The following is a 21,168-nucleotide window of genomic DNA, read 5'->3' on the forward strand; positions in this document are numbered from 1 at the left end:
ACGATGGCTCCTCCGCCACGTTCGCCCATCGCGCGGAACGCCTCACGGGCGAAGAAGAACGAGCCGCGGGCGTTGACCGCCATCACGGCGTCCCATGTTCGGCGGCCTGTGGATGCCCGCGCTGGAGGAGACCTCCCTGACGGAGGCGCCGACATGGCGGCGCTGGGCAGCGAATGCATGGACCTACTCCGTGAGGTGATGGACGGCTGCCTCGCCGCCGGGCTGGCCACCAGCACCGACCCTGCCGCCGATACGGTCGCGCTGTGGCTGGGCCTGCACGGCCTGGCTCACCAGCGAGCGGGGACCGTCGCCTTCCCGTGGCCGCCGGACATCGCCCAGCGCCTGATCACCACACTGGCCCACCTCGACCACGCGTAAATGGACCGAAGCGACGTGGTGAACACGTTGTCAAGGCCCGGCTGCTCGCTGACCGGCCGGCTGCCGTCGGGTGGGCCGGAACCGATCGCGGTTCAGGCGGGCCTGGCAGCCCAGGTAGCGCGATTGTGACGCCTCGCTTAACGGCGTTGCCCGATGTCGCTCCCCGGGTGAACCATGCCTGACATGAGCCGACGGGCCGTCCTGGTCACGCCCACCGAGCGCACAGGTGGCCGGCCCGAGGGATCGACGTCGGCGAGAACGCCGACCACGCCCTTCGGATGCTTGATGCGGACCTCCTCCCCCGTCACGCCGGCCGCCACCGCAGCCGGGACGGTGCCCGGCAGGCGGACGGCGGCGGCCAGGCACAACGCGCCGGTCATCGGCAGCGTGTGGTGGATCCTGCCCATGGACACGCCGAGCGCCCTGAGGTGGTGTCCCTGGTCAGCGGGTTCGCCCACCAGCATGATGCGCGGCACGATCGGTGATTCGCGTGACGCCGTGTCCGGCGACGCCGCCCGTCCCATGGCCACCGCTGCCTCGCCGCGCACCTGTTCCAGCCGGGCCAGGAGCGCGGCATCCTCGTTGAGCCGGCCAGGGCTGGAGCGCGCCAGGTCCACGCCCAGGGCCTCGGCGCGGGCGAAGACGTACGGATGAGTGATGTCGAGGATCGTCACTTCGACCGGCTGGGTGCCCAGCTCTTGCGAGGGACAGCCGGTGGGGAGACCGGGGCCGGGATCGAGGTAGCGGGTGACGACCGGCGCGCCGGGCCGCCGGACTCCGGGGATGTGGTGCTCGCCCTCCGTGCGGCTCCGGCCGTCACGTACGGGCACCTCGGCCAGGATGCGTACGCCGGTGTTGCCATTGCGCAGGTGGACGCGTGTCACCGGCTCGACGGCGGCCACCAGCCCCTCGTCGATGGCGAAGGGGCCGACGGCGGTGGTGAGGTTGCCGCAGTTGCCTGACCAGTCCACGATCGGCTGGTCGATCCCGACCTGGGCGAACCAGTAGCACACGTCGTCGCCGTCGCGCCCCGGCTCGACCACGATGACCTTGCTGGTGCTGGAGTGGGTGCCGCCCAGGCCGTCGATCTGCATGGGATCGGGGCTGCCCATGAGGTCGAGGATGAGGGCGTCGCGCGCGGGGCCGGGCGGCGGCAGGTCGCGGGCGTGCAGGAACAGGCCCTTGCTGGTGCCGCCGCGCATCAGCACGGCGGGGATCGGTGCGTCCATGGCTTCCTCTCGTCAGGCGATGCGGACGGCGCGGCCGTCGAGGCCGTCGACCGGGTCGAACCTGGTCAGGACGGTGGGGTCGTGTCCCGGCACGATGAGGTCGGGTGAGGTGGCCAGGGCGCGCATGAGGTCGAAGGTGTCGTACATGGCGGGCAGGTCGGTGAGGACACCGAAGGGGGCGTCGTCCTCGACGTTGGCGTACAGGTGGGCTGCGTCGGCGGCCAGCACGACGGTGCCGCGGGTGGTGGCGACGCTGACGATCTGCAGCCCGGCGGTGTGCCCGCCGACGTGGTGCACGCGCACCCCGGGTACCACCTCGTGCTCGCCGTCGGCGTACAGCAGCCGTCCGTCGAGCCCGTACCCGGCGAGCCGTTCGATGTCCTCGCGTTCGACGAGCCTGCGGAACTCGTGGCGGGCGGCGTGCCGGCCCGTCCAGAACGCCATCTCCCTGGCCTGCACGACGAACCGGGCGCCGGTGAACGCCTCGACGTCACCGACGTGGTCGTAGTGGAAGTGGGACAGGATCACGTACGGCACCGCCGTTCGGTCGACGCCGAGGTCTGCCAGCGCCCGCGAAGGCGCGTACCAGTGCTCGCGGCGGCGGCGCGCCGCGATCTCGGCGGTGAAGCCCGCGTCGAACACGATGTCCTGGCCGGGCGACCGGATGAGCCAGACGAAGTAGTCGAGCTGCGCGGGTTCGTCCATCGGCTCGGCGGCGGAGCCGTAGAAGTACTGGCCTCGCCTGCCGCCGGGGTGCTGGCCGAACTTGACGGCGTACACCTCATGCATCGCCGTCACCGGCCTGTTCGATCAGGCGGACGACCACGGTGTGGTACTCCTCCGCGTGGCCCTGCTCGCAGGCGGCGCCGAGCAGGTCGTGCGCGAGGTGCCCGGCGGGCAGCCGCACGCCGGCCTGCTCGGCCAGGTCGAGGACGTAGCCGATGTCCTTGCGCATGTACGCGGCGGGAAAGGCGCCGCGCGGGTGGGTGTCGGGCAGCAACGCCTTGCGGCCGTGGTTGTCCAGCACGAAGCTGGCCGCCGAGCCCGCCCCCAGCGCGTCGAAGAGCGTGTCGTCGCTGACCAGCCCGGTGCGCCGGGCCAGCGTGACCGCCTCGGCCAGGGCGACGACGGTCTCGAAGACGACGAGGTTGTTGAGCAGCTTGACCAGGGCGCCGGCGCCGGGCGGGCCGCAGTGCCGCACCTCGGTGGCCATGCAGCGCAGGTACGGCTCGACCCGCGCGTACGCGGTGGCGTCGGGTGCGCCGGCGGTGATGCTCAGCGTGCCGTCGATGGCCGCCTGCCTGGTGCGGGCGACGGGCGCGTCGACGAAGGTGAGGCCCTCTCCGGCCAGCATGGCGGCCAGGCGCTGGGCCAACTCGACGGGCGAGGTGCTCAGGTCCACCACGGTCTGCCCGGGGCGGGCGTGCGGGAGCACGTCGTTCAGGACGACGGACTCCACGTGGGGGGCGGCGGGCAGCGACAGGAAGACGATGTCGCTGCGGCGGGCCACCTCGGCGGCCGAGCCGGCCCGTCCGGCCTCGCAGGCGTCCAGGGCGTCGGCGTTCAGGTCGAACGCCGTCACCGGGACGCCGGAGCGGCGCACGAGGTTGCGGCACATCGGCCCGCCCATGACGCCGAGGCCGATGAAGCCGAGTCTGATGCTCATGAGGTTCCTTCCTGAGTGGTGTAGCGCGCCTCCAACTCCTCGAACTCCGCCCGCCTGACCAGCCGCTGGCGTTCGGCCCAGCTCGCGAGCTGGGCCTCGCCCGGCGCGGTGCCCGCGCGCAGGGTGTTCAGGGCGTCCTGGATGCCCTTGATGCCGGCCAGCAGCGGCAGGTTGGCGTGCAGGGCGATGGCGAAACCCAGCTCGCTCAGCCGCCGCTCGGGCAGCATGGGGGTGACGCCGCCGTGCACCAGGTTGATGATCTGGGGGCCGCGCACCTCGGCCGCGACGGTCTCGATCTCGGCCTCCGTTCGAGGCGCCTCCAGGAACACCACGTCGGCACCGGCGTCGCGGTAGGCGTTGGCCCGCGCGCACGCCTCGCCGAGGCCGGCGACGGCGCGCGCGTCGGTGCGGGCCACGATCAGGGTGTCGTCGTCGCGCCGGGCGTCAACGGCGGCGCGGATCTTGGTGATCATCTCCTCGGTGGGGATGACCGTCTTGCCCGCGAAGTGGCCGCACCGCTTGGGAAAGGTCTGGTCTTCGATCTGGATCGCGCCGGCGCCGGCTCGTTCCAGGTCACGTACGGTACGGCGGACGTTGATCGGGTTGCCGAACCCGGTGTCGGCGTCCACGATGAGCGGCACGCTCACCGCCTCGCGAATGGCCGCCACGTGCGCGACCAGCTCGCTGAAGGTCAGCAGCCCGATGTCCGGCACCCCGAGGTGGGTATTGGCCAGGCCCGCGCCGGTGACGTAGACGCTCTCGAAGCCGCAGTCCTCGATCACCCGCGCGGTCAGGGCGTTGGCGGCGCCGGGCACGACCAGCAGCCGGCCCGAGCCGATCAGCGTGCGCAGAGTGCTCACCCGGCATCACCCGCGGCTCGCGCCGCCGCGTTCCGTCCGGCGATCCTGCCGAACACCGCGCCGCGGACGAGGCCCGCTCCGGCGGCGTAGTTGTGGTAGAAGAAGTCGCCGGCGATCTCGCCGGTGGCGTACAGGCCGGGCATCGGCCGTCCCGTGGTGTCCACGACGCGTGCCCGCGGGTCGATCTTCAGGCCGCCGTAGGTGAAGGTGATGCCGCAGGTGACCGCGTACGCCACGTACGGCGGCTTGTCCAGGGCCTGGGCCCAGTTCGACTTGGGCGGCTGGCCGGGTGGACGGGCGGCGAGCCCGTCGAGCCGCATCGGGTCGAACCGGGTGGCGGCGTCGCCGGCGACGGCCTCGTTGAAGGCCGAGGCGGTCCCGGTTAGCGCGTCCGCGGGCAGTCCGAGCCGCTCGGCGAGTTCCTCCAGCGTGTCGGCCTGGACGGGCGTGCCGGTGCGGTAGCGCGGCTCCAGCAGGTGGGCGGTCTTCTGGTCGAAGATCTGGTACGCCACTCCCCCGGTCTGCCGCATGATCGCGCTGCCGGTCTTGGCGTAGGTGAGCCAGACCTCGGTCTCGCCCTCGTCGACGAAGCGCCGCCCCTCGGCGTTGACCAGGAGCGCGTACGGGTAGGAGTAGCGGCTCAGCTTGTCGGTCATGCGCAGGTCACCGACGGGCGGGTGGGCGGCGTCCTGCGGACTGGCGTGACAGCCGCCCCAGTGCCCCGCCGGCAGCGCCCCGGCCAGCAGCGCCTGGGTGAGCATGGTGCCGGTGTTGAACCGGGTGCCGCGTACCCTGACCAGGTCCCAGCCGGGGCCGAGGTAGCGCAGCCGCATTTCCGGGTTGGCCTCGAAGCCGCCGCTGGCCAGCACGACCGCGCCACGTACCTCGTCGAAGCCCTCCTCACGGCGCACCAGCACACCGTCGACGGTGGCGCCCCTGGTGATCAGGCCGGCGGCGGGCGCGTCGTACCGGACCTCGATGCCGGCCCGTTCGACGGCGGCGAACAGCCGCTCGATCAGGCCGACTCCCTCGCCCTTGGCGCGGATCGCGCCGCCGGGCGGGATCGCGTTGACGCGGTCGAGCTTGTCGAGGTCGAAGAGCTTGTTGGCGGTCAGCTCCCATTCCACGCCTTGGGCCTGCATCCATTGGAGCGTCGCGAAGGAGTCGCCGACCACGGTGTCGACCAGCTCGCGCGGCGGGCGGCCCATGGAGGTGGTCAGCCAGTCGTCGGTGTAGCGCTGCTTGGTGTACGGCGCGACGGACACGCGCGGCAGCACCTCGTCGTCCGAAGCGGTGAGCAAGGGGCGGATCGAGTCCAGGCCGTCGTGGGCGGCGCGGAAGATGCCGCCGGAGAAGCGGCTGTTGCCGCCGCGTTCCTCCCGGCTCGCCGCCTCGAGCACGATCACGCGGGCGCCGGCCTCATGCGCGGCGAGCGCGGCCACCAGGCCCGCGTTGCCCGCGCCGACAATGACGACGTCGGTCTCCGTCTTGGACAAGGGTTCTTCCTTTCGGTCGGGATGGGTGAAGGTCATCGGCTCGGCGCCGCGTCGGCGACCCGCTGCGGGTCGGTGAAGCGCAGCCGGGAGGTCTCGGGCGCCAGGTACACGGCCACCGCGCTGATCACCGCGGTGAGCACCATGTACCCGGCGAAGTACCACGGCCGTCCGTCGCCGGAGGTGACGAGCGCTGTGGCGATGATGGGCAGCGGCCCGCCGAACAGCGCGCCGGCCACCTGGTAGCCGAGCGACAGGCCGGTGTAGCGGACCGAGGTCGGGAACAGCTCGGAGAAGAAACTGGCCTGGGTGCCGTACACGGCGGAGTGCCCGACGGCCATGCAGACGGCGATGCCGGCGAACAGCAGCGGGGTCGAGCCGCCGTCGATGAGCCAGAAGAAGGGGAACGTGCACACCGCGAGGAAGATCAGGCCGCCGATGTAGACGGGTCTTCTGCCGAGGCGATCGGACAGGTGGGCGAAGGCCGGCAGCGTGCCGGTCTCGATCAGCGCGGCGACGCTGACCGCGACCAGCACGGTGCTGGTGGAGTAGCCGAGCGTGGTCGTGGCGTAGGTCAGGATGAAGGTGGCGAAGGTGTAGAAGTAGGTGTTGGGCGCGATGTGGGCGGCGATCAGCAGCACGACCCTGCCGGGGTGGCGCCTGAGCACCTCGGCCAGCGGCATGCGCACGACCGTGTGCGCCTGCTTGGCGTCCCGGAAGGCGGGGCTCTCCACGATCCGCATCCTGATCACCAGCCCGACCAGGACCAGCACGAAGCTGAGCAGGAACGGCACGCGCCAGCCCCAGGACTGGAAGGCATCCTCGGACATGCCGGTGAAGAAGGCGTAGAAGACGGCGGTGCCGAGCACGAGCCCGGCGGTCACGCCCATCTGCGGCCAGCTCGCCGCCAGACCGCGCCGGCCGTCACGGGCGTGCTCGACGGCCATGACGACGGCGCCGCCGTACTCGCCGCCGACCGCCAGCCCCTGCACCACGCGAAGGGTGACCAGCAGGGCGGGCGCGGCCACGCCGATGCTCGCGTAGGTGGGCAGCAGGCCGATCAGCATGGTGGCCACGCCCATGACGATGACGGTGACCACGAGCATGGTCTTCCTGCTGAGCCGGTCGCCGAAGTGCCCGGCGAGCACACCGCCGATGGGGCGGGCGAGCCAGCCGGTGGCGAACGTGGCGAAGGCCAGCAGGGTGCCCGCGGTGGGTGAGAACTCGGGGAAGAAGAGCTTGTTCAGAACGAGGGCGGCCGAGGTGCCGTAGATGAAGAAGTCGTACCACTCGACTGTGGTACCGATCAGGGTCGCGAGCGCGACGCGTCGGCTCTGTCCGGACATGGGTCACCTCCATGAAGGGGTGCTGTGGGGGTGAGGAGGCTTGGCGCGAGGTCAGGTGCGGATGGAGAACGGATCGCGCGCCGCGCCCGAGTAGTCGATCATGACGTTCTGCACGAACGTGTACTCGGCGAGTGCTTCCTCGCCCCGCTCGCGGCCGTAGCCGCTGCGCTTGATGCCGCCGAAGGGGGCCTGGGCGGCGGTGCTGCGGTAGGTGTTGACCCAGACCGCGCCGGCTTCCAGGCGGTCGATGACGCGGTGGGCCCGGTCGAGGTCACGGGTCCAGACCCCCGCGGCCAGGCCGTAGTCGGTGTCGTTGGCGATGCTGACGGCCTCGTCCTCGTCGTCGAACGGGATGATCGACAGGACGGGGCCGAAGATCTCCTCGGTGGCGACGCACATCCCGGGTGAGACGTCGCCGAAGACGGTCGGCTGGACGAACAGGCCCTTGCCGTGGCCTTCAGCGGGCCCCCCACCGGTGAGCAGGGTCGCACCCTCGCCCCCGGCCGCGTCGATGAGGCCGAGAATCCGGTCGAACTGGGGGCGGTTGGCCACCGGGCCCATCTCGGTGCCCGGGTCGAGCGGGTCACCCAGCCGGATCGCGGCCGCCCGCCGCACGACGGCCTCGCTCACCTGCTCGTACACGCGCCGGTGCACCAGCAGGCGCGAGCCGGCCACACACGTCTGCCCCGCCGCCCCGAAGATGCCCGCGACGGCGCCACCGACCGCGCGGTCGAGGTCGGCGTCGTCGAAGACGATGTTGGGTGACTTGCCGCCCAGCTCCAGGGTGAGCGGGATCAGGCGGCGGGCGGCCGTCTCGGCGATGCGGGTGCCCGTCGCGCTGCCACCCGTGAAGCTGATCTTGTCGATGCCCGGATGCGCGGTCAGCAGGTCTCCGACCGCGCCGTCGCCGGTGACGACGTTGACGACGCCCGGCGGGAAGCCGGCCTCGACGGCCATCAGGCCGAGCTCGCAGGTGGTCACCGACGCGTGCTCTGACGGCTTGACCACCACGGTGTTGCCTGCCGCCAGCGCGGCGGGCAGCTTGTTGGCCAGCAGCGCGATGGGCGAGTTCCAGGCGGTGACGAGCTCGGCCACGCCGTACGGGCGGCGGCGGGTGAAGTCGAACACGCCGGGATGGTCGAGTGGAACGGTCCTGCCGTAGATCTTGTCGGCGTAACCCGCGAAGAAGCGCAGGTTGCGCGCGGCGAAGACCATCTGGTTGCTCGTCTCGCGGATGACCTTGCCGTTGTCGCGGCTCTCCATCCTGGCCATGCTCTCGGCGCGGGATTCGAGCAGGTCGGCCAGCGCCGTCATCAGCCGGGCGCGCTGCAGGCCGGGCGTGCTCCGCCACGTGTCGCGGAAGGCTCGCCGGGCGGCCTCGACGGCGCGGTCGACGTCGCGGGCCGTCGCCGCGGGCACGGTCGCCCAGGCTTGGCCGGTGTACGGGTTGATCGACTCGAACCGGTCGCGCCCGTCCGCCGGACGGCCGTCGATGACCATGCGGGCCTGCTTCACGGCCGCTCTCCTTCTGGCCGGCCGAGGCCCAGGCCACGGCCGGCTCCCCGCTTGCGGTCGCCGCCGGTGCCCTCCAGCAGTTGCCTGACGCTGCGGCGGGAGGCATCCAGGTGGGTGTGCATGGCCGCACCGGCCGCCTCTGGATCCCGCGCGCGGATCGCCTCGAAGATGCGGAAGTGCTCCTCGTACGCGGCCTGGGCACGGGCCGGCTCCTCACCCGAGCGCGCCCTGGCGAGCTGGAACTGCAACCCCACGCTCCTGGCCGTCTCCACCAGCTTGAGGTTGCCGCTCATGTCGAGCACCTGCTGGTGGAAGTCCAGGTCGCGGGGATAGGGCTGGCTCGGGTCTGCCAGCGCCTCCTCCGTGCTGGCCAGCAGCCGCCCCAGCGCCTCGATCAGGTCGTCGTCCGCCCGCTCCGCCGCCAGTGCGGCCGCCTTGCACTCCAGCGCCTGCCGCACCTCGACGAGCTGGTCGAAAGTGTCGGCGTCGAAAGAGGCCACGAACATGCCGCGCCCGGGCACCGCCCGCACCAGCCCCTCGGCGGCCAGCGCCTGCAGCGCTTCGCGGATCGGCGATCTGCTGATCGACAGCGTCTCCGCCAGGTTGAGCTCGTTCAGCCGCTCTCCCGGCTCGAACTGACCCGACAGGATGAGCTGCCGGATGATCGTGGCGACCTCGTCGGCGAAGCGACGAGCCTGGAACACCGAACTGTCGAAGCCATCCGGCAGTCCTTTGCGGTCACGTGCGGGGGACATCGAACCTGCCAATCTGTCGTCTGTCGACAGACGACACCGTAGGACCGAATATTGCTCCGCACAAGAGCCAACAGGGAACAATGAGGCCCTTCCTTCACGGCTCTGTCCCGGCGCCATGCAGACCCAAGGTCTTGTCTCGCCCGGTTTTCTTCGTCGGAGGCAACCGATTGACGCCGCCGTCGACCTTCCCAACCGATACGTCCGGAAGCTGACCTTGACACCTTTTGCGCCTCGCTCCTACGCTCTGCCCAAACGTTTGGCCCAAACGTTTGGGCAGCGGTCCCCCCAGCGAGAGCGGACACTCGGATGACGCAGAACCAGGCGGCCACACAGCAAAGTCAGGCGGCACGCCCAGGAAGGAATTTCAGGTTTACGATCTTTGCGATGATCGTGGTCATCACGATCATCAATTACGTGGATCGTGGTGCGATCTCTTACGCGGCCAATCCCATCATCGAGGAGTTCGGTCTCGACCAGGTGGCCTGGGGCCAGGTGCTCGGCTACTTCGGCTACGGCTACATGGTCGGCGCCCTGCTCGGCGGAGTCCTCGCCGACCGCAAGGGGCCGCGCTGGGTCTGGGTGTGGTCGTGCGCCACCTGGTCGGTCTTCGAAGTCTGCATGGCGTTCGCGGGCAACATCGGCATGCTGCTCTTCGGCGGTTCCGCGCTCGCCGGGTTCGCGGTGTTCAGGGTGCTGTTCGGCGCCGCCGAAGGCCCGGCCTTCTCCACCATCAACCGGACGATGGCGAACTGGGCCACCGTCCGCGAGCGCGGCTTCGCCGCCTCCGTGGGCCTGCTCGGCAGCCCGCTCGGCGCGCTGCTCACCGCGCCGGTCGCGGTCGGCATCCTCGCACTGACCGACAGCTGGCGATGGCTGTTCGTGATCCTCGGGCTGCTGGGCTTTGCATGGATCATCGTCTGGCGGCGGATCTTCACCGACCTGCCCGAGGACAATCCCCGCGTCTCGCGCGAGGAACTCGCGCTGATCCGCAGCACTGACGCGATGCTGGCCGAAGAGCGCAGCGTGGCCACTGAGGTCGGCAAAGTCCCGTGGTGGACCTTCTTCCGCAGCCGCACCCTGGTCTGTAACGCCCTGGGCTACTTCGCCTTCCAGTACGTCAACTTCATGATCCTCACCTGGACGCCCAAATACCTTCAGGACCAGTTCGGGTTCCAGCTTGGCTCCCTGTGGTACCTCGGCATGATTCCGTGGATCGGCGCCTGCTTCACCGTCCTGGCCGGGGGCAAGATCTCGGACTGGCTGCGCAGGCGTACCGGAAGCCTCTGGGTGGCGCGCAGCGGCTTCGCCGCCGTATCCCTCTTCCTCGCCATGCTCTGCTTCAGCACGATCCCGGCTCTGCCCAGCGTGTGGGCGGTTCTGGCCATGATGGCCGTGGGCAACGCGCTGAACTTCCTGCCCAACTCCGTGTACTGGACCGTCATCATTGACACCGCCCCCACCCGAGCCGGCACCTTCGGCGGCATCAGCCACTTCATCACCAACACCGCCACCATCGTCGCCCCGACCCTGACGGGCTTCCTGGTCGCGGCTCACGGCTACGGCTCGATGTTCGTGGCCACCGCCGTGGTGACGGGGATCGGCACCGTGGTGATGCTGCTGGTCCGGCCGGGTGTGCGCGCTGCCACGGCAGGAACTGGCGCATGACGGGGCGAGCCACCGTCTCCTTGGCAGGAGTCGGGCCCTTCGCCGGAGCCTCGGTCGCCGATCTGTCCGCGCGGCTGCGCCGCAGGGAGGTCAGCGCCACCGACCTCGTCCGTGCCTTCCTCACCGCCGCTGCCGAGCACGGTCCCGCTCTCGGCTGCTTCGTGACCGTCGATGAGGGCGGAGCGATGCGCGCCGCGGTCCAGGCCGACCGCGAGCTCGCCGCCGGCCTGGACCGCGGCCCCCTGCAGGGCATTCCCGTCGCCGTGAAGGACCTCATCTTCACGGCCGGCCTGCGTACCACGATGGGATCACGGCACTTCGCCGGCCACGTGCCGGCCACCGACGCCGCTGCCGTGGCCGCCCTGCGACAGGCCGGCGCCGTGGTGGCGGCCAAGACCCACACGCACGAATTCGCCTACGGACCCACCGGAGACCGGGCCCATACCGGGCCGGTCCGCAACCCGCACGACCTGTCGCTGATGGCCGGCGGTTCCAGCGGCGGCTCGGCCGCCGCCGTCGCCGCCGGGCTCGTCCCGGTCGCGCTGGGCACCGACACGGGCGGCTCCGTCCGCATCCCCGCCGCCCTGTGCGGGACGGTGGGCCTGCGCCCCACGTCGGGGACGGTTCCGTCCGACGGTGTCTTCCCCTTGGCGCCGACGCTGGACACTGTGGGCCCGATCGCCGCCGGCGTCACGGACACGGCCCTGCTCTGGTCGGTCGTGGCCGGCAAGCCCGTGTACACGCCGGACCCGGGCCGCATCGAAGATCTGCGTCTGGCCAGAATGCGCAGCGAACTCGACGACCGTGTCGCCAGCGAGCAGCGGCACGCGCTGGAGGAGGTGCTCCGCGGCCTGCCCGACGCCGCCGACGTTCCCGTGCCCGAGATGAGCGTGAGCGCGGCCGCCTACGCTGCCGTTCAGGGCGCCGAAGCCTACGCGATTCACCACGAACGCATCGACAACGCCCCCGAGCTGTTCGATCCTGAAGTGCTGGAACGCCTGCGCAGCGCCGCGGGCATCAAGGGCTGGGAGTACGTGACCGCCCTGCGGCTACGCGAACGCCTGCGCACCGAGATCGGCGAACGGCTCGCACGCATCGACGTGCTCATCATGCCCACGGTCCCGATTCAGGCGCCTCGCCTCGGCGACCGGCTGGTGCCCGGCTGGGACCACCCGCGCGACGCGCTCCTCGCGCTCACCTCACCGTGGAGCCTGCTCGGCTTTCCCGCGATCAGCGTTCCGGTGCGGCCGCAGGGCCGGCTGCTGCCGCAATCCGTGCAACTGATCGCCAAACCCGGCCATGAGAACCGGCTGCTCGACGCGGCCTCCGCGGTTGAGGCGCTGCACACCCAGGGGTGGACGGAGCCGAGCAGGCAGGGACCTGACGGGATGCATGTTACGATCCGGTGAACATTGTCACCGGACGCCGAGGAGATCGTGGGCGCGAACGGAACTCGACCGGTCACGCTACAGGCCATCGCTGACCGGCTGGGACTTCACGTCTCGACGGTGTCGCGCATCCTCCACGCCAAACCGGGCCAGGGCGGGCGCGTGGCATCCCGCGGCACGATAGAACGAGTCCGCCGGCTCGCCGACGAGCTCGGGTACCGGCCCAACCCCCACGCCACCAGCCTGCGGACCAGTCGCAGCAACCTCATCGGCGTCCTGGTGCCACGGCTGTCCGACCTCGTGCTCGCCACGATCTACGAGGGCATCGAGGAAGCCGCCGCCGAACACGGCCTGTCGACCTTCGTCGCCAACACCCGGGACAACCCTGACACGCGGCGGGCACGCACCGACATGGTGCTCGCCCGCCGCGTCGACGGCATGATCTTCGGCGACGCGCACGTCGACGCCGTCTTCCTCGACGGCCTCGCCGCCGGCGGTGTGCCGTTCGTCCTGGTCAACCGGCGGGCAGGCGAACATCCCGCAGTCACGTGCGACGACTATCTCGGCGGGCGCCTCGTCGCTGAGCACTTCCTCGACCTCGGACACACCCGCGTCGCGGTCATCGCGGGAGAGCCGCACGCCAGCACGGGAATCGACCGGACGGCGGGCTTCGCTGACCGCTTCCGCGAGGCCGGCATCCCGATTCCCGAGCACCGGATCGTGCACTCGACCTTCGACGCCCGCGGCGGCCACACTGCCGCCGACCACCTGTTCAACGGACCCGACCTGCCCTCGGCCGTCTTCGCCGTCAACGACTTCGCCGCCATCGGTGCTCTGGGGTCCATCCGCGACCACGGCCTGCGCGTGGCGGCGGATGTGGCCGTCGCCGGGTTCAACGACACGCCACTCGCCGTCGAGTTGCCGGTACCCCTCACCTCCGTCCGCTCCCCCATGCGCGAAATGGGGCACCGCGGGATCGACCTGCTGGTGCGACTGCTGAAAGGGGAACAGGTCACGTCCGAACGGCTTGTCCCCGAACTGGTCGTGCGTGCGTCGAGCGCTCGCCCTTGATAGGTGTGACGACACGGACACCCGGGGATGCGAGCGAGCAGATGTACACCGGGACCGCAGGCGCGGCGGATGTGGTAGGCCGACAGGCGCCGGTCGTTGGCGCCGGTCGTTGGCGCCGGTCGTTGGGGCCGGTCTCCATCGGCAGGTAGGCCTTGGTCGCCAGGACGATCCGGTCATGACGGCCGGGGTCCTGGGCGAGCCAGCGGCCGATGATGTCCTCGGAGACGCCGTAGCCCTTGGCCATGTCCGGGGACTGCGGGCCGCCGTAGACGTCGGCGGTGTCGAAGAAGTTGATCCCCGCTTCCATCGCCCATGATGGCGTGGGAAATGGGGCTTATCAGTGGTCATGCCGAAGTTCATCGTGCCCAAGGCGAGCCGGCTAACCCACAGACCGCTGCGGCCCAGATGCTTGTACTCCATGTGGATCCTCTTCCCTATCAGGCAGCATCGGTACGGCCGCCACGGCACTCTGCGGGCATGCCCCCGCAGCGACACCGGTGACCCCAGAAACATCACCCCTCTTCACCTCGCTTCTGCAGTCCCGCTCACGTCTCTCGCCCGCCGGTGTTGCCGGTGACGGCCCAGATCGCGCCGCCGGGCGCGATGACCGCATCGCGAAGGCGCCCGAACTGGCGCGCCTAGTGAGTCGTCGAGGTGGTGAGGTCATCGATGCCGACCGTCCGGACTGATCGGCCGCGGAGGTTGGCGATGTAGAGACGCCCGTCGTGGGCGGTCATGCCGCTCAGGCTCGCCTCCTGTGGGCTCCACTGCTGAACGGGTCGGTGCAGAGATCATCGCGGGCGACACCTTCGACGGTGGGCCGGCCGTAGTTCGCGCCCGGAGCGATGACGTTCAGCTCGTCCCAGGCGTCCGGACCGAACGAGGATCTTCCCTACCCCAAGACGGTCGGAGTGCTGAAGCGCCGTGTGCGTGGGATCAGAAGGCCGGCTTCCGCTGCACACGGGCCTCGCTCGGCGTGAGGCCGAACTTGGCGCGGAAGAGGCGAGCGAAGTGAGCCTGGCTGGAGAATCCCCACCGGTGCGCGACATCGGCGATCGTCGTCGCTCGCGCCCGGGGTCCGGTGAGCTCCTCGTGCGCCCTGATCAGGCGGCGTTCCGTGATGTGTCGTGCCGGGGTCGTGCCAGTGGATTCGAAGATGCGCGCCAGGTGCCGCACGGAGATGCCCATGATCCCGGCCACCTGCGCGGCGCCGAGGCAGGGGTCGTGCAGATGCCGGTCGATGTAGTCCTCGGCCACGATGAGCTGGGACCGATAGGCGCCGGGCCCCGGCCGCCCGCCCGTACGCTCCTCGGCGAGTTGCCGCAGCAGGTCGAGCACGGCACGCTCGGCGTCGGCGGGATCGTGCCCGCCGTGGGGCGCCGCCAGCCCGCCCAGCAGCGAGCCCAGCGCGGCCACCAGCGCTCCCTCGTGCGCCGTGCCACGCCCGAACAGCATCGGCCCGGACAGTCCGCCGCCCACGCACTCCTGGGTGAACAGTTCGCGGGGCACGTCCACCAGGATCTGGCGCATCGAGGAGGAGAAGCCGAACAGGTACGGCCGGCGCGTGTCGTAGACGACCAACTCGCCTGCCGTGGCGGCGAGGCAGCCGTTCTCGTGCAGGAACACCGCCTCCCCCTTGAGCAACAGCGTCGCGAACACCGAGTCCTTGGGCGTGGACCGGACCGTCAGGGGGCTGCGCTCGATGACGTGGGCGTTGCCGGCGATCTCGGCCAGCCGCAGCCCGCCCAGCTCGAGGTTGGTCTGCCTGGCCAGCAGGCCTTGCTCGGAGTAGGAGGTGCAGGACAGGCCGACGAGCGCCTTGCGGTTGTAGTCCTCCCAGTAGTGGATGCGGTCGGCGGGTTCGACGTGCTCGGTGGTGGCCTGGGAGATCACGGAGAGGGCGGGCAAGTCGACCTCCTGATGCTCGTGCATGTCAGGGGGACTCAGCTTAGGTGACGGGTCACACGGCCAGATAGCCTCCGTCCACAGGGACGACCGCGCCGGTGACGTACGAGGCCGCCGCCGAGCACAGGAAGGCCACCACCGAGGCGACCTCGCGCGGCCGCCCCAGCCGCCCTGCCGGGATGCGGGCCAGCACCTGGGCCGCCGCCTCGGGGTCGTCGAGCACGCCTCTGGCCAGTGGGGTGAGCACGAAGCCGGGTGCGACCGCGTTGACCCTGATGCCGTCGGGAGCGTACTCGGCCGCCAGCGACTTGGTGAGCTGGGAGACGCCGCCCTTGCTGGCGCTGTAGGCGGGCCGGTCCCTGCTGCCGGAGTAGGCGAACATGGACGAGACATTCACCACCGCGCCGCCGTGCTCGGCCAGGGCGGGGCGGGCGGCCTGGCAGGCGACCATCGTCGCGGTGAGGTTGATCTCGATGACCCGCTGCCAGCGGGTCAGGTCGTACTCCTCTCGGTCGTGGCTGATGCCCGCGCAGTTCACCAGGACGTCCAGCGGCTCGCCCGCCGACAGCAGGCCGGTCAGGCCGGGGCGGTCCAGCACGTCGTGCACCACGACGCGGACGCGAGGGTGGTCCGGCAGGTCGGCGGAGTCGGTGGGCGGCAGGCCGAGCGCGGTCACCTCGGCGCCCAGCTCGGCGAGGAGCACGGCCGTGGCCGCGCCGATCCCGGAGGTGCCGCCGGTCACGAACGCCCGCCGTCCAGCGAACTCCTCGTTCATCGACGTCGCTCCCCGGGTCGCACCAGCACCTTGACCTGTTCCTGTCCGCGCAGCAGCGCCTCGAATCCGTCGCGTACGACGTGCTCCAGGGGGACGGTGGCGGTGACGATGCGCGCCAGGTCGGCCCCCTCCTCCGCGACCATGCGAATCAGCTCGGGATAGGTGTCGCGGTAGCCCACGCTGGTCATGATGGTCTGCTCGTTGTTCACCAGGGCGAAGGCGTCCACGGCGACCGTGCCGGCCAGGCCGAGGAGCATCACCCGCCCGCCGCGCCGGGTGGCGGCCAGGCAGGCGCGCAGGGTGTCCTGTGCACCGATCGCCTCGAACGTGACGTCGGTTCCTTCGCCGCCGGTCACGCCGGCCAGGTCGGCGCCGGCCTCGGCCGCTCCCAGGCGGAGGGCCAGCTCGCGGCGGGCCGCAGACAGGTCGGCGGCAACGACGCGCCCGGCGCCGTACCGGGCCGCGAACTGAACCACGAGCAGCCCGATCGGGCCCAGCCCGAGGACGGCAACGCTCTCACCGGGACGGATCCCGGCCCGCCGTACCGCGTGCAGCGCGACGGCGGCCGGCTCGAACACCGCCGCCTGCTCCAGCGAGACCTGCTCGGGCAGCCGGTGCAGCATGTACGCGGGCACGGTGGCCCGCTCGGCCAGCCCGCCGTGCCCCATGAGTCCGGCGAACCCGAAGTGCCGGCAGATGTTGTACTCCCCCGCCCGGCACCGGGAGCAGGCGCCGCACCGGTAGTGCGGCTCCACCGCGACCCGGTCGCCCGGCACGAGAGCGGTGACGCCGGCGCCGACGTCGCTCACGGTGCCGCAGAACTCGTGCCCCAGGACGAGCGGCGCGGCCACACCGGACTCCGGGTGCGGCTCGTCCACGGGGATCGCATGCGGCCCGTCGGCGTACTCGTGCAGGTCGCTGCCGCAGATGCCGCAGTAGGCCACCTCGATCGTCACCTCGCCGGGCCCGGGCGGTGCCACCGGCACGTCCTCGACCCGGATGTCCTTGGCCCCGTACCAGACCGCCGCCCTCATGCGACCGCCCGGCGGCGCAGCACGGCGGGAGCCGTCTCCTTCAGCGCGAAGCAGAGTGCCACCACGACCACCGCGCCGCCCGCGGCGATGAACATCGCGGCCTGCAACCCCCACTGGTCGGACGCCCAGCCCGCGATCATCGGCCCGAGGAACCCTCCGGCCAGCTCGCCCACGCCCATGATCACGCCGAGCGCGGTGGCGAGTGCTGCCCGCGGCACGGTCTCGGCCGGGATCGTGGCCATGAACAGGGTGAAGCAGCCGAGCCCGGTGTAGGTGACCACCATGATCGCGCCGAGCAGCACGGGGTTCCCGACATAGACCACCGCGAGCGGGCAGCACACCGCCAGTGCGGTGAACCCGATCAGCGCCGGCTTGCGCCCGATCCGGTCGGAGATGGCCGGGGTGACGAATCCCCACAGCACCCACGCCGCGCCAAGGCAGGTCATGACGCCGCTCATCGTGCCGGGCGTGAAGGTCGGGGTGAAGGTGATGATGGTGACGAACCAGGTCAGGTAGCAGCAGGCGATGAGCATGCAGACGACGATGTTGCGCAGCCTGAGCACCTCGCCCAGCGGCACCTTGACCGCGCTCTCCCCCTCCCGCGTATGCTGCGCGCGGGGCGACCGCTCGCGCACGAATTTCCAGATGAGCACGGCCATGATCAGCCCCGGGACGATCGTGACGTAGAACGCGACGCGCCAGTCGTAGGTCTCCGCGATCCAGACCACGACCAGCGGTGCCAGGATGCCGCCGAGCAGCCCCGCCGACGAGCCCTGCAACAGGCCCATGTTGAGGCCCCGGCGGCTCTCCCGGGAGGCCTCGACCATCAGCGACTGCGCCATCGGCAGCACCGCACCCTCGGCCGTGCCCATCAGCGCCCGCGCCACGAGCAGCCCGGCGAACCCGCCCATCAGCCCGGACGAGGCGGAGAACAGCGAGAACAGCACCACGGCCACGATGAGGATCGGCTTGCGCCGGCCGAGCGCGTCCGACAGGCGCCCGGCGAACATGCCGGCCAGCGCCCAGGTGAGGGCGAGCACGCCGGAAAGAGTGCCGAGCTCGGCGTTGGACAGGCCGAAGTCCTTGTCCATGTACGGGGCGAGGAACGACAGCGCCTGGCGGTCGAAGAAGACGAACCCGAATGACAGGAAGAGGATGACGAGCAGGCGGATCTCGTACCGGTCGGCCGTGCGGGCGTCCGGCGCGGCGGTGGAGGGGGTGTCGGTCATGACGATCTCACTTCGAGAAGGGGGGTGCGCCGGAGCTCAGCGAAACAGGGAGTTGACGTAGTCGGCGCCGATCCCGACCCTCTCGTAGTGCTCGCGGCACATCTTGATGTAGTCGTGGACGTCGAAGAAGCCGTCGGGCTCGCCGTTCTCGTCCAGCCAGATGAGCGGGCCCTTGACGATGAAGAACGTCTTCATCGGCTCGCCGCTGTCGTAGGCGACCAGCGTGTGGCCCTCCCCCGGGGCCTCGTAGACGAAGTCCCCCGCGGTCGCGGTCCAGGGCCGCTCCAGGTAGCCCCACTTGCCGGAGATCGTGTACGCGAAAACCTCGTGCGGGTGGTAGTGCCGATTGACCAGCCCTGCCTCCTTGGCCCGCAGAATGTCGGCCCAGCTGTTGTCCTTGACGTTGATCCACAGCGGCCGGGAGCCGACTGTCTCGGTGAACGGCACGTAGTAGCGGTCGTCGTCCGTGGCCACCTGCGACAGGTAGACCTCGGGCAAGGCATCGGGGCGGAAGGAGTTCTCGATCGGCTTGAGGTCCTTCCAGAACTCTCCGGTGGGCATGTCGGGCATGTGAACGGCCCCTTTCGTGGCGTGTTTCCCGGAAGTGAACCCTGGAGGGGCCGGTGCCGTCTTTCCCGTGGAAGACCTGGTCGCTTGCAGATTTCGGACATCCGTCGGCGGCGAGGGCGAGGACCCGAGGGTCTGCTGCGCGTCGACGAGAACGGGGACCGGCCCTTGTGCGCCGGGGTGATCCCGAGTACTTCAAGGTCGGGGTGCAGCTGCGTGGTGGTTCGAAGCTGGCCCAGGACGGCCGGCAAAGCGCGCTCGCACCGGGTGATCTGGCGATCTACGACACGACCCGGCCCTACGAACTGGCCTTCGACGACCGGTTCGCGATGCTGGTGCTGATGTTCCCCCGCCACCGGCTGCGAGTCCGCCCGCAGGACGTCGCGAGACTGACCGCCTGGCGGGTATCAGGGAGTCACGGTATGGGCGCGCTGGTCTCCCGGTTCCTGACCGACCTGGCCGACCGCCTCCGTCAGCCCAGCGCACAGGTGTCGGCGCCGCTGGAGGAAGCCCTGCTGGACCTGCTGGCCGCCGCGTTCGCCGGGCAGCTCGAATGCCTGGCCGAGCTGCCCGCGGCAACACACCGACGAGCCCTGCTACTGAAGATCCACGCCTTCGTCGAACAGCGACTGTGCGACACGGAGCTGTCTCCATCCATGATCGCTCAGGCGCACCACATCTCCCTGCGCTACCTGGTGGGCGCGTTGGTGTTGCCAGAGGGCACGCTGGGCATCACCGAGGCGTCGGCGATCCGCAGATTCGCCAGCCCGTGCACCCGCAGGGCCGGATCCACCACGGCCTGGCTGTCGACGCCCATCCGGCAGGTGCCGACCCGGTGGTGGTAGCTGATCACCGTGCGGCGGATGTAGGCACGAAGCCGGTCGGCGGTCTTGACCTGCGGGCCGGGAGCCACCTCACGCACCCGCCAGTCGGCCAGCGCCTTGCCTTCGCCGATGTCGCGGCACATCTCCACCGACGCCTGCATGGCGGTCAGGTCCTGGGGCTCGGCGAAGATCTGCGGGTCAAGGACGGGCGCCTGCCGGGGGTCGGCCGAACGCAGCCACAGGCGGCCCCGGCTGAGCGGGCGAATCAGTCCGGCCAGGACGCCGTACGCCTGGGCAGGGACGTCATAGCCGGGCACCGGGAGCGGCATCGAGGCCATCAGCGGCTGCAGGTCGGGGACGGCCATCGCCGGGTCACTCTTGGCGAAGAACTGTACTTCCAGCCGGTTGGCGCGCGGCTGCGCCAGCGGTCGCGCCGACTCCCAGACCACCGGGACAAGCAGGTGGTCGTGCAGGTTGCGCCCCACGCCGGGCAGGTCCGCGCGGACCGGCAGGCCGAGCGCGCGCAGCTCGTCGGCCGGGCCGATTCCCGACAGCAGGAGCAACTGCGCCGACCCGATGGTTCCCGCCGACACGATGACGTCATGCCGGGACCGGGCGCTGTGGGTGCGCCCGTCGCGCACCGCCTCGATTCCGGTGCATCTGTCTCCCGTGAACGTCAGCGCGCGGACCTGCGCATCGGTCTCCACGGCGAGCAGAGGGTCGCCGAGAATCGGCTGGATGAAGGAGGTTCAGGCGCTGACTCGCCTCCCGTCAACGATGTTGAGCTGCGTGTAGCCGGCACCGAGAACGTCCTCGCCGTTGCAGTCAGGGTTGAGGGGGATGCCGTACTCCACCGCTGCGTTCAGGAACGCCGTGGAGACCGGGTCAGGATCGCGGTTGTGCCGCACAGGCAGCGGGCCCCTGGCGCCGTGGTAGCGGGACTCGCCGTCCTCGTGGTCCTCCGAGCGTTTGAAGTAGGGCAGGACCTCCTCGTAGGACCAGCCGTGCGCGCCGTGGTAGGCCCAGTTGTCATAGTCGCTCCGATGGCCCCGGACGTAGATCATTCCATTGAGGGCGCCCGAGCCTCCGAGTACCTTGCCACGCGGCCAGAACACGACGGTACCGTCGGCGTGCTCCTGCGGCTCGGTCAGGTAGGCGTAGTCGACCTCGCTCTCCCACAGCGCCCACAGATTGGTGGGATCGTGGATCTCCGGCTTCGTGTCCCTGCCACCCGCCTCGACCAGCAGGACACTGCGTCCGGCGTCGACCAGCCGGCGGGCCAGCACGGACCCGGCCGAACCCGCACCGACCACGATGTGGTCGTACTCGGCCTCCAGGGCGTCCGTCGGGTCTTGGGCGTTCAAGGTCATCACGCTCCTGGGCGCTCCACCGCGGCATGCGCCGCTCCTCCCCGGCCACCCACACCTGTCGGAACACGCACCGAGTGGGCGCGGGCTATGTGAACACT

Annotated in this window: 19 protein-coding genes and 1 pseudogene; 5 read left to right on the top strand and 15 right to left on the bottom strand. The window is 70.7% G+C overall.

What is annotated here, in order from left to right:
• Positions 1 to 3: 3 nt before the first annotated feature.
• Positions 4 to 378, top strand: coding sequence for a TetR-like C-terminal domain-containing protein (locus tag AB0I81_RS60715; RefSeq protein ID WP_360679111.1), 375 nt, complete (start codon positions 4 to 6; stop codon positions 376 to 378).
• Between the two features lie 137 nt (positions 379 to 515).
• Here AB0I81_RS60715 and AB0I81_RS60720 read toward each other — a convergent pair whose 3' ends face one another.
• From AB0I81_RS60720 to AB0I81_RS60755, 8 genes are read right to left on the bottom strand one after another with little or no spacing between them, the layout of a single operon-like run.
• Entirely contained in the window at positions 516 to 1,607 is a 1,092-nt protein-coding gene (locus tag AB0I81_RS60720; RefSeq protein ID WP_360678992.1) for a PrpF domain-containing protein, read from the bottom strand.
• A gap of 12 nt (positions 1,608 to 1,619) precedes the next feature.
• Positions 1,620 to 2,396 carry an N-acyl homoserine lactonase family protein gene (locus AB0I81_RS60725; protein ID WP_360679113.1) on the bottom strand — a complete coding sequence of 259 codons (777 nt, stop codon included), beginning with the start codon at positions 2,394 to 2,396 and terminating at the stop codon, positions 1,620 to 1,622.
• Positions 2,389 to 3,273: an NAD(P)-dependent oxidoreductase gene (locus AB0I81_RS60730; RefSeq protein WP_360678994.1), complete on the bottom strand. Its 885-nt coding sequence runs from the start codon at positions 3,271 to 3,273 to the stop codon at positions 2,389 to 2,391. Before AB0I81_RS60730 ends, AB0I81_RS60725 begins: the two co-directional genes overlap by 8 nt.
• Positions 3,270 to 4,133, bottom strand: coding sequence for an isocitrate lyase/PEP mutase family protein (locus AB0I81_RS60735; protein WP_360678996.1), 864 nt, complete (start codon positions 4,131 to 4,133; stop codon positions 3,270 to 3,272). The genes AB0I81_RS60730 and AB0I81_RS60735 overlap by 4 nt, the downstream gene beginning before the upstream one ends.
• Positions 4,130 to 5,629 carry an FAD-dependent tricarballylate dehydrogenase TcuA gene (tcuA, locus tag AB0I81_RS60740; protein ID WP_360678999.1) on the bottom strand — a complete coding sequence of 500 codons (1,500 nt, stop codon included), beginning with the start codon at positions 5,627 to 5,629 and terminating at the stop codon, positions 4,130 to 4,132. The genes AB0I81_RS60735 and tcuA overlap by 4 nt, the downstream gene beginning before the upstream one ends.
• Before the next feature lie 32 nt (positions 5,630 to 5,661).
• Positions 5,662 to 6,972: an MFS transporter gene (locus AB0I81_RS60745; RefSeq protein WP_360679002.1), complete on the bottom strand. Its 1,311-nt coding sequence runs from the start codon at positions 6,970 to 6,972 to the stop codon at positions 5,662 to 5,664.
• A gap of 51 nt (positions 6,973 to 7,023) precedes the next feature.
• The gene (locus AB0I81_RS60750; RefSeq protein WP_360679005.1) at positions 7,024 to 8,487 is read right to left on the bottom strand and encodes an aldehyde dehydrogenase; all 1,464 of its coding nucleotides are present in this window, start codon (positions 8,485 to 8,487) and stop codon (positions 7,024 to 7,026) included.
• Positions 8,484 to 9,242, bottom strand: a complete 759-nt coding sequence (locus tag AB0I81_RS60755) for an FCD domain-containing protein (RefSeq protein WP_360679008.1) — start codon at positions 9,240 to 9,242, stop codon at positions 8,484 to 8,486. The genes AB0I81_RS60750 and AB0I81_RS60755 overlap by 4 nt, the downstream gene beginning before the upstream one ends.
• Positions 9,243 to 9,626: 384 nt before the next feature.
• Here AB0I81_RS60755 and AB0I81_RS60760 point away from each other — a divergent pair, with 384 nt between their 5' ends.
• Genes AB0I81_RS60760 through AB0I81_RS60770 form a run of 3 tightly spaced genes read left to right on the top strand, consistent with a single transcriptional unit; the run spans position 9,627 to position 13,366 of the window.
• The gene (locus AB0I81_RS60760; RefSeq protein WP_360679011.1) at positions 9,627 to 10,907 is read left to right on the top strand and encodes an MFS transporter; all 1,281 of its coding nucleotides are present in this window, start codon (positions 9,627 to 9,629) and stop codon (positions 10,905 to 10,907) included.
• Positions 10,904 to 12,316: an amidase gene (locus AB0I81_RS60765; RefSeq protein WP_360679013.1), complete on the top strand. Its 1,413-nt coding sequence runs from the start codon at positions 10,904 to 10,906 to the stop codon at positions 12,314 to 12,316. Before AB0I81_RS60760 ends, AB0I81_RS60765 begins: the two co-directional genes overlap by 4 nt.
• Before the next feature lie 27 nt (positions 12,317 to 12,343).
• Positions 12,344 to 13,366: a substrate-binding domain-containing protein gene (locus tag AB0I81_RS60770; protein ID WP_360679116.1), complete on the top strand. Its 1,023-nt coding sequence runs from the start codon at positions 12,344 to 12,346 to the stop codon at positions 13,364 to 13,366.
• On the opposite strand, the gene AB0I81_RS60775 is transcribed toward AB0I81_RS60770, so the two are convergent.
• The 6 genes from AB0I81_RS60775 to AB0I81_RS60800 form a co-directional block, all read right to left on the bottom strand.
• Positions 13,308 to 13,673, bottom strand: a complete 366-nt coding sequence (locus tag AB0I81_RS60775; RefSeq protein WP_360679016.1) for an aldo/keto reductase — start codon at positions 13,671 to 13,673, stop codon at positions 13,308 to 13,310. The genes AB0I81_RS60770 and AB0I81_RS60775 overlap by 59 nt on opposite strands.
• A 629-nt stretch (positions 13,674 to 14,302) precedes the next feature.
• Positions 14,303 to 15,274: a helix-turn-helix domain-containing protein gene (locus tag AB0I81_RS60780; protein ID WP_360679019.1), complete on the bottom strand. Its 972-nt coding sequence runs from the start codon at positions 15,272 to 15,274 to the stop codon at positions 14,303 to 14,305.
• A 52-nt stretch (positions 15,275 to 15,326) separates the two neighbouring features.
• Positions 15,327 to 16,046 carry an SDR family NAD(P)-dependent oxidoreductase gene (locus AB0I81_RS60785; protein ID WP_360679022.1) on the bottom strand — a complete coding sequence of 240 codons (720 nt, stop codon included), beginning with the start codon at positions 16,044 to 16,046 and terminating at the stop codon, positions 15,327 to 15,329.
• Complete coding sequence (locus tag AB0I81_RS60790) at positions 16,043 to 17,080, bottom strand: 2,3-butanediol dehydrogenase (RefSeq protein ID WP_360679024.1); 1,038 nt, start codon at positions 17,078 to 17,080, stop codon at positions 16,043 to 16,045. The genes AB0I81_RS60785 and AB0I81_RS60790 overlap by 4 nt, the downstream gene beginning before the upstream one ends.
• Positions 17,077 to 18,309, bottom strand: a complete 1,233-nt coding sequence (locus AB0I81_RS60795) for an MFS transporter (protein WP_360679026.1) — start codon at positions 18,307 to 18,309, stop codon at positions 17,077 to 17,079. The genes AB0I81_RS60790 and AB0I81_RS60795 overlap by 4 nt, the downstream gene beginning before the upstream one ends.
• 36 nt (positions 18,310 to 18,345) lie before the next feature.
• Complete coding sequence (locus AB0I81_RS60800; protein WP_360679029.1) at positions 18,346 to 18,879, bottom strand: 2,4'-dihydroxyacetophenone dioxygenase family protein; 534 nt, start codon at positions 18,877 to 18,879, stop codon at positions 18,346 to 18,348.
• 167 nt (positions 18,880 to 19,046) lie between these two features.
• On the opposite strand from AB0I81_RS60800, the gene AB0I81_RS60805 reads away from it, so the two are divergent.
• Positions 19,047 to 19,721 (top strand): hypothetical protein, encoded by a 675-nt coding sequence (locus tag AB0I81_RS60805; RefSeq protein WP_360679031.1) that lies wholly within the window; start codon positions 19,047 to 19,049, stop codon positions 19,719 to 19,721.
• On the opposite strand, the pseudogene AB0I81_RS60810 reads toward AB0I81_RS60805, so the two are convergent.
• Positions 19,631 to 21,070 (bottom strand): annotated as a pseudogene (locus AB0I81_RS60810) (GMC family oxidoreductase N-terminal domain-containing protein); the annotation flags it as partial. The gene AB0I81_RS60805 and the pseudogene AB0I81_RS60810 sit on opposite strands and share 91 nt — an antisense overlap.
• Positions 21,071 to 21,168 lie beyond the last annotated feature (98 nt).

Source organism: Nonomuraea sp. NPDC050404 (assembly GCF_040655495.1).
Taxonomy (GTDB): domain Bacteria; phylum Actinomycetota; class Actinomycetes; order Streptosporangiales; family Streptosporangiaceae; genus Nonomuraea.

Coding starts and splice junctions, on each gene's coding strand:
- AB0I81_RS60725 (WP_360679113.1), bottom strand. CDS start 2,396: ATGCATGAGGTGTACGCCGTCAAGTTCGGCCAGCACCCCGGCGGCAGG.
- AB0I81_RS60755 (WP_360679008.1), bottom strand. CDS start 9,242: ATGTCCCCCGCACGTGACCGCAAAGGACTGCCGGATGGCTTCGACAGT.
- AB0I81_RS60785 (WP_360679022.1), bottom strand. CDS start 16,046: ATGAACGAGGAGTTCGCTGGACGGCGGGCGTTCGTGACCGGCGGCACC.
- AB0I81_RS60765 (WP_360679013.1), top strand. CDS start 10,904: ATGACGGGGCGAGCCACCGTCTCCTTGGCAGGAGTCGGGCCCTTCGCC.
- AB0I81_RS60730 (WP_360678994.1), bottom strand. CDS start 3,273: ATGAGCATCAGACTCGGCTTCATCGGCCTCGGCGTCATGGGCGGGCCG.
- AB0I81_RS60745 (WP_360679002.1), bottom strand. CDS start 6,972: ATGTCCGGACAGAGCCGACGCGTCGCGCTCGCGACCCTGATCGGTACC.
- AB0I81_RS60720 (WP_360678992.1), bottom strand. CDS start 1,607: ATGGACGCACCGATCCCCGCCGTGCTGATGCGCGGCGGCACCAGCAAG.
- AB0I81_RS60715 (WP_360679111.1), top strand. CDS start 4: ATGGCTCCTCCGCCACGTTCGCCCATCGCGCGGAACGCCTCACGGGCG.
- AB0I81_RS60760 (WP_360679011.1), top strand. CDS start 9,627: ATGATCGTGGTCATCACGATCATCAATTACGTGGATCGTGGTGCGATC.
- AB0I81_RS60790 (WP_360679024.1), bottom strand. CDS start 17,080: ATGAGGGCGGCGGTCTGGTACGGGGCCAAGGACATCCGGGTCGAGGAC.
- AB0I81_RS60800 (WP_360679029.1), bottom strand. CDS start 18,879: ATGCCCGACATGCCCACCGGAGAGTTCTGGAAGGACCTCAAGCCGATC.
- AB0I81_RS60775 (WP_360679016.1), bottom strand. CDS start 13,673: ATGGAAGCGGGGATCAACTTCTTCGACACCGCCGACGTCTACGGCGGC.
- AB0I81_RS60795 (WP_360679026.1), bottom strand. CDS start 18,309: ATGACCGACACCCCCTCCACCGCCGCGCCGGACGCCCGCACGGCCGAC.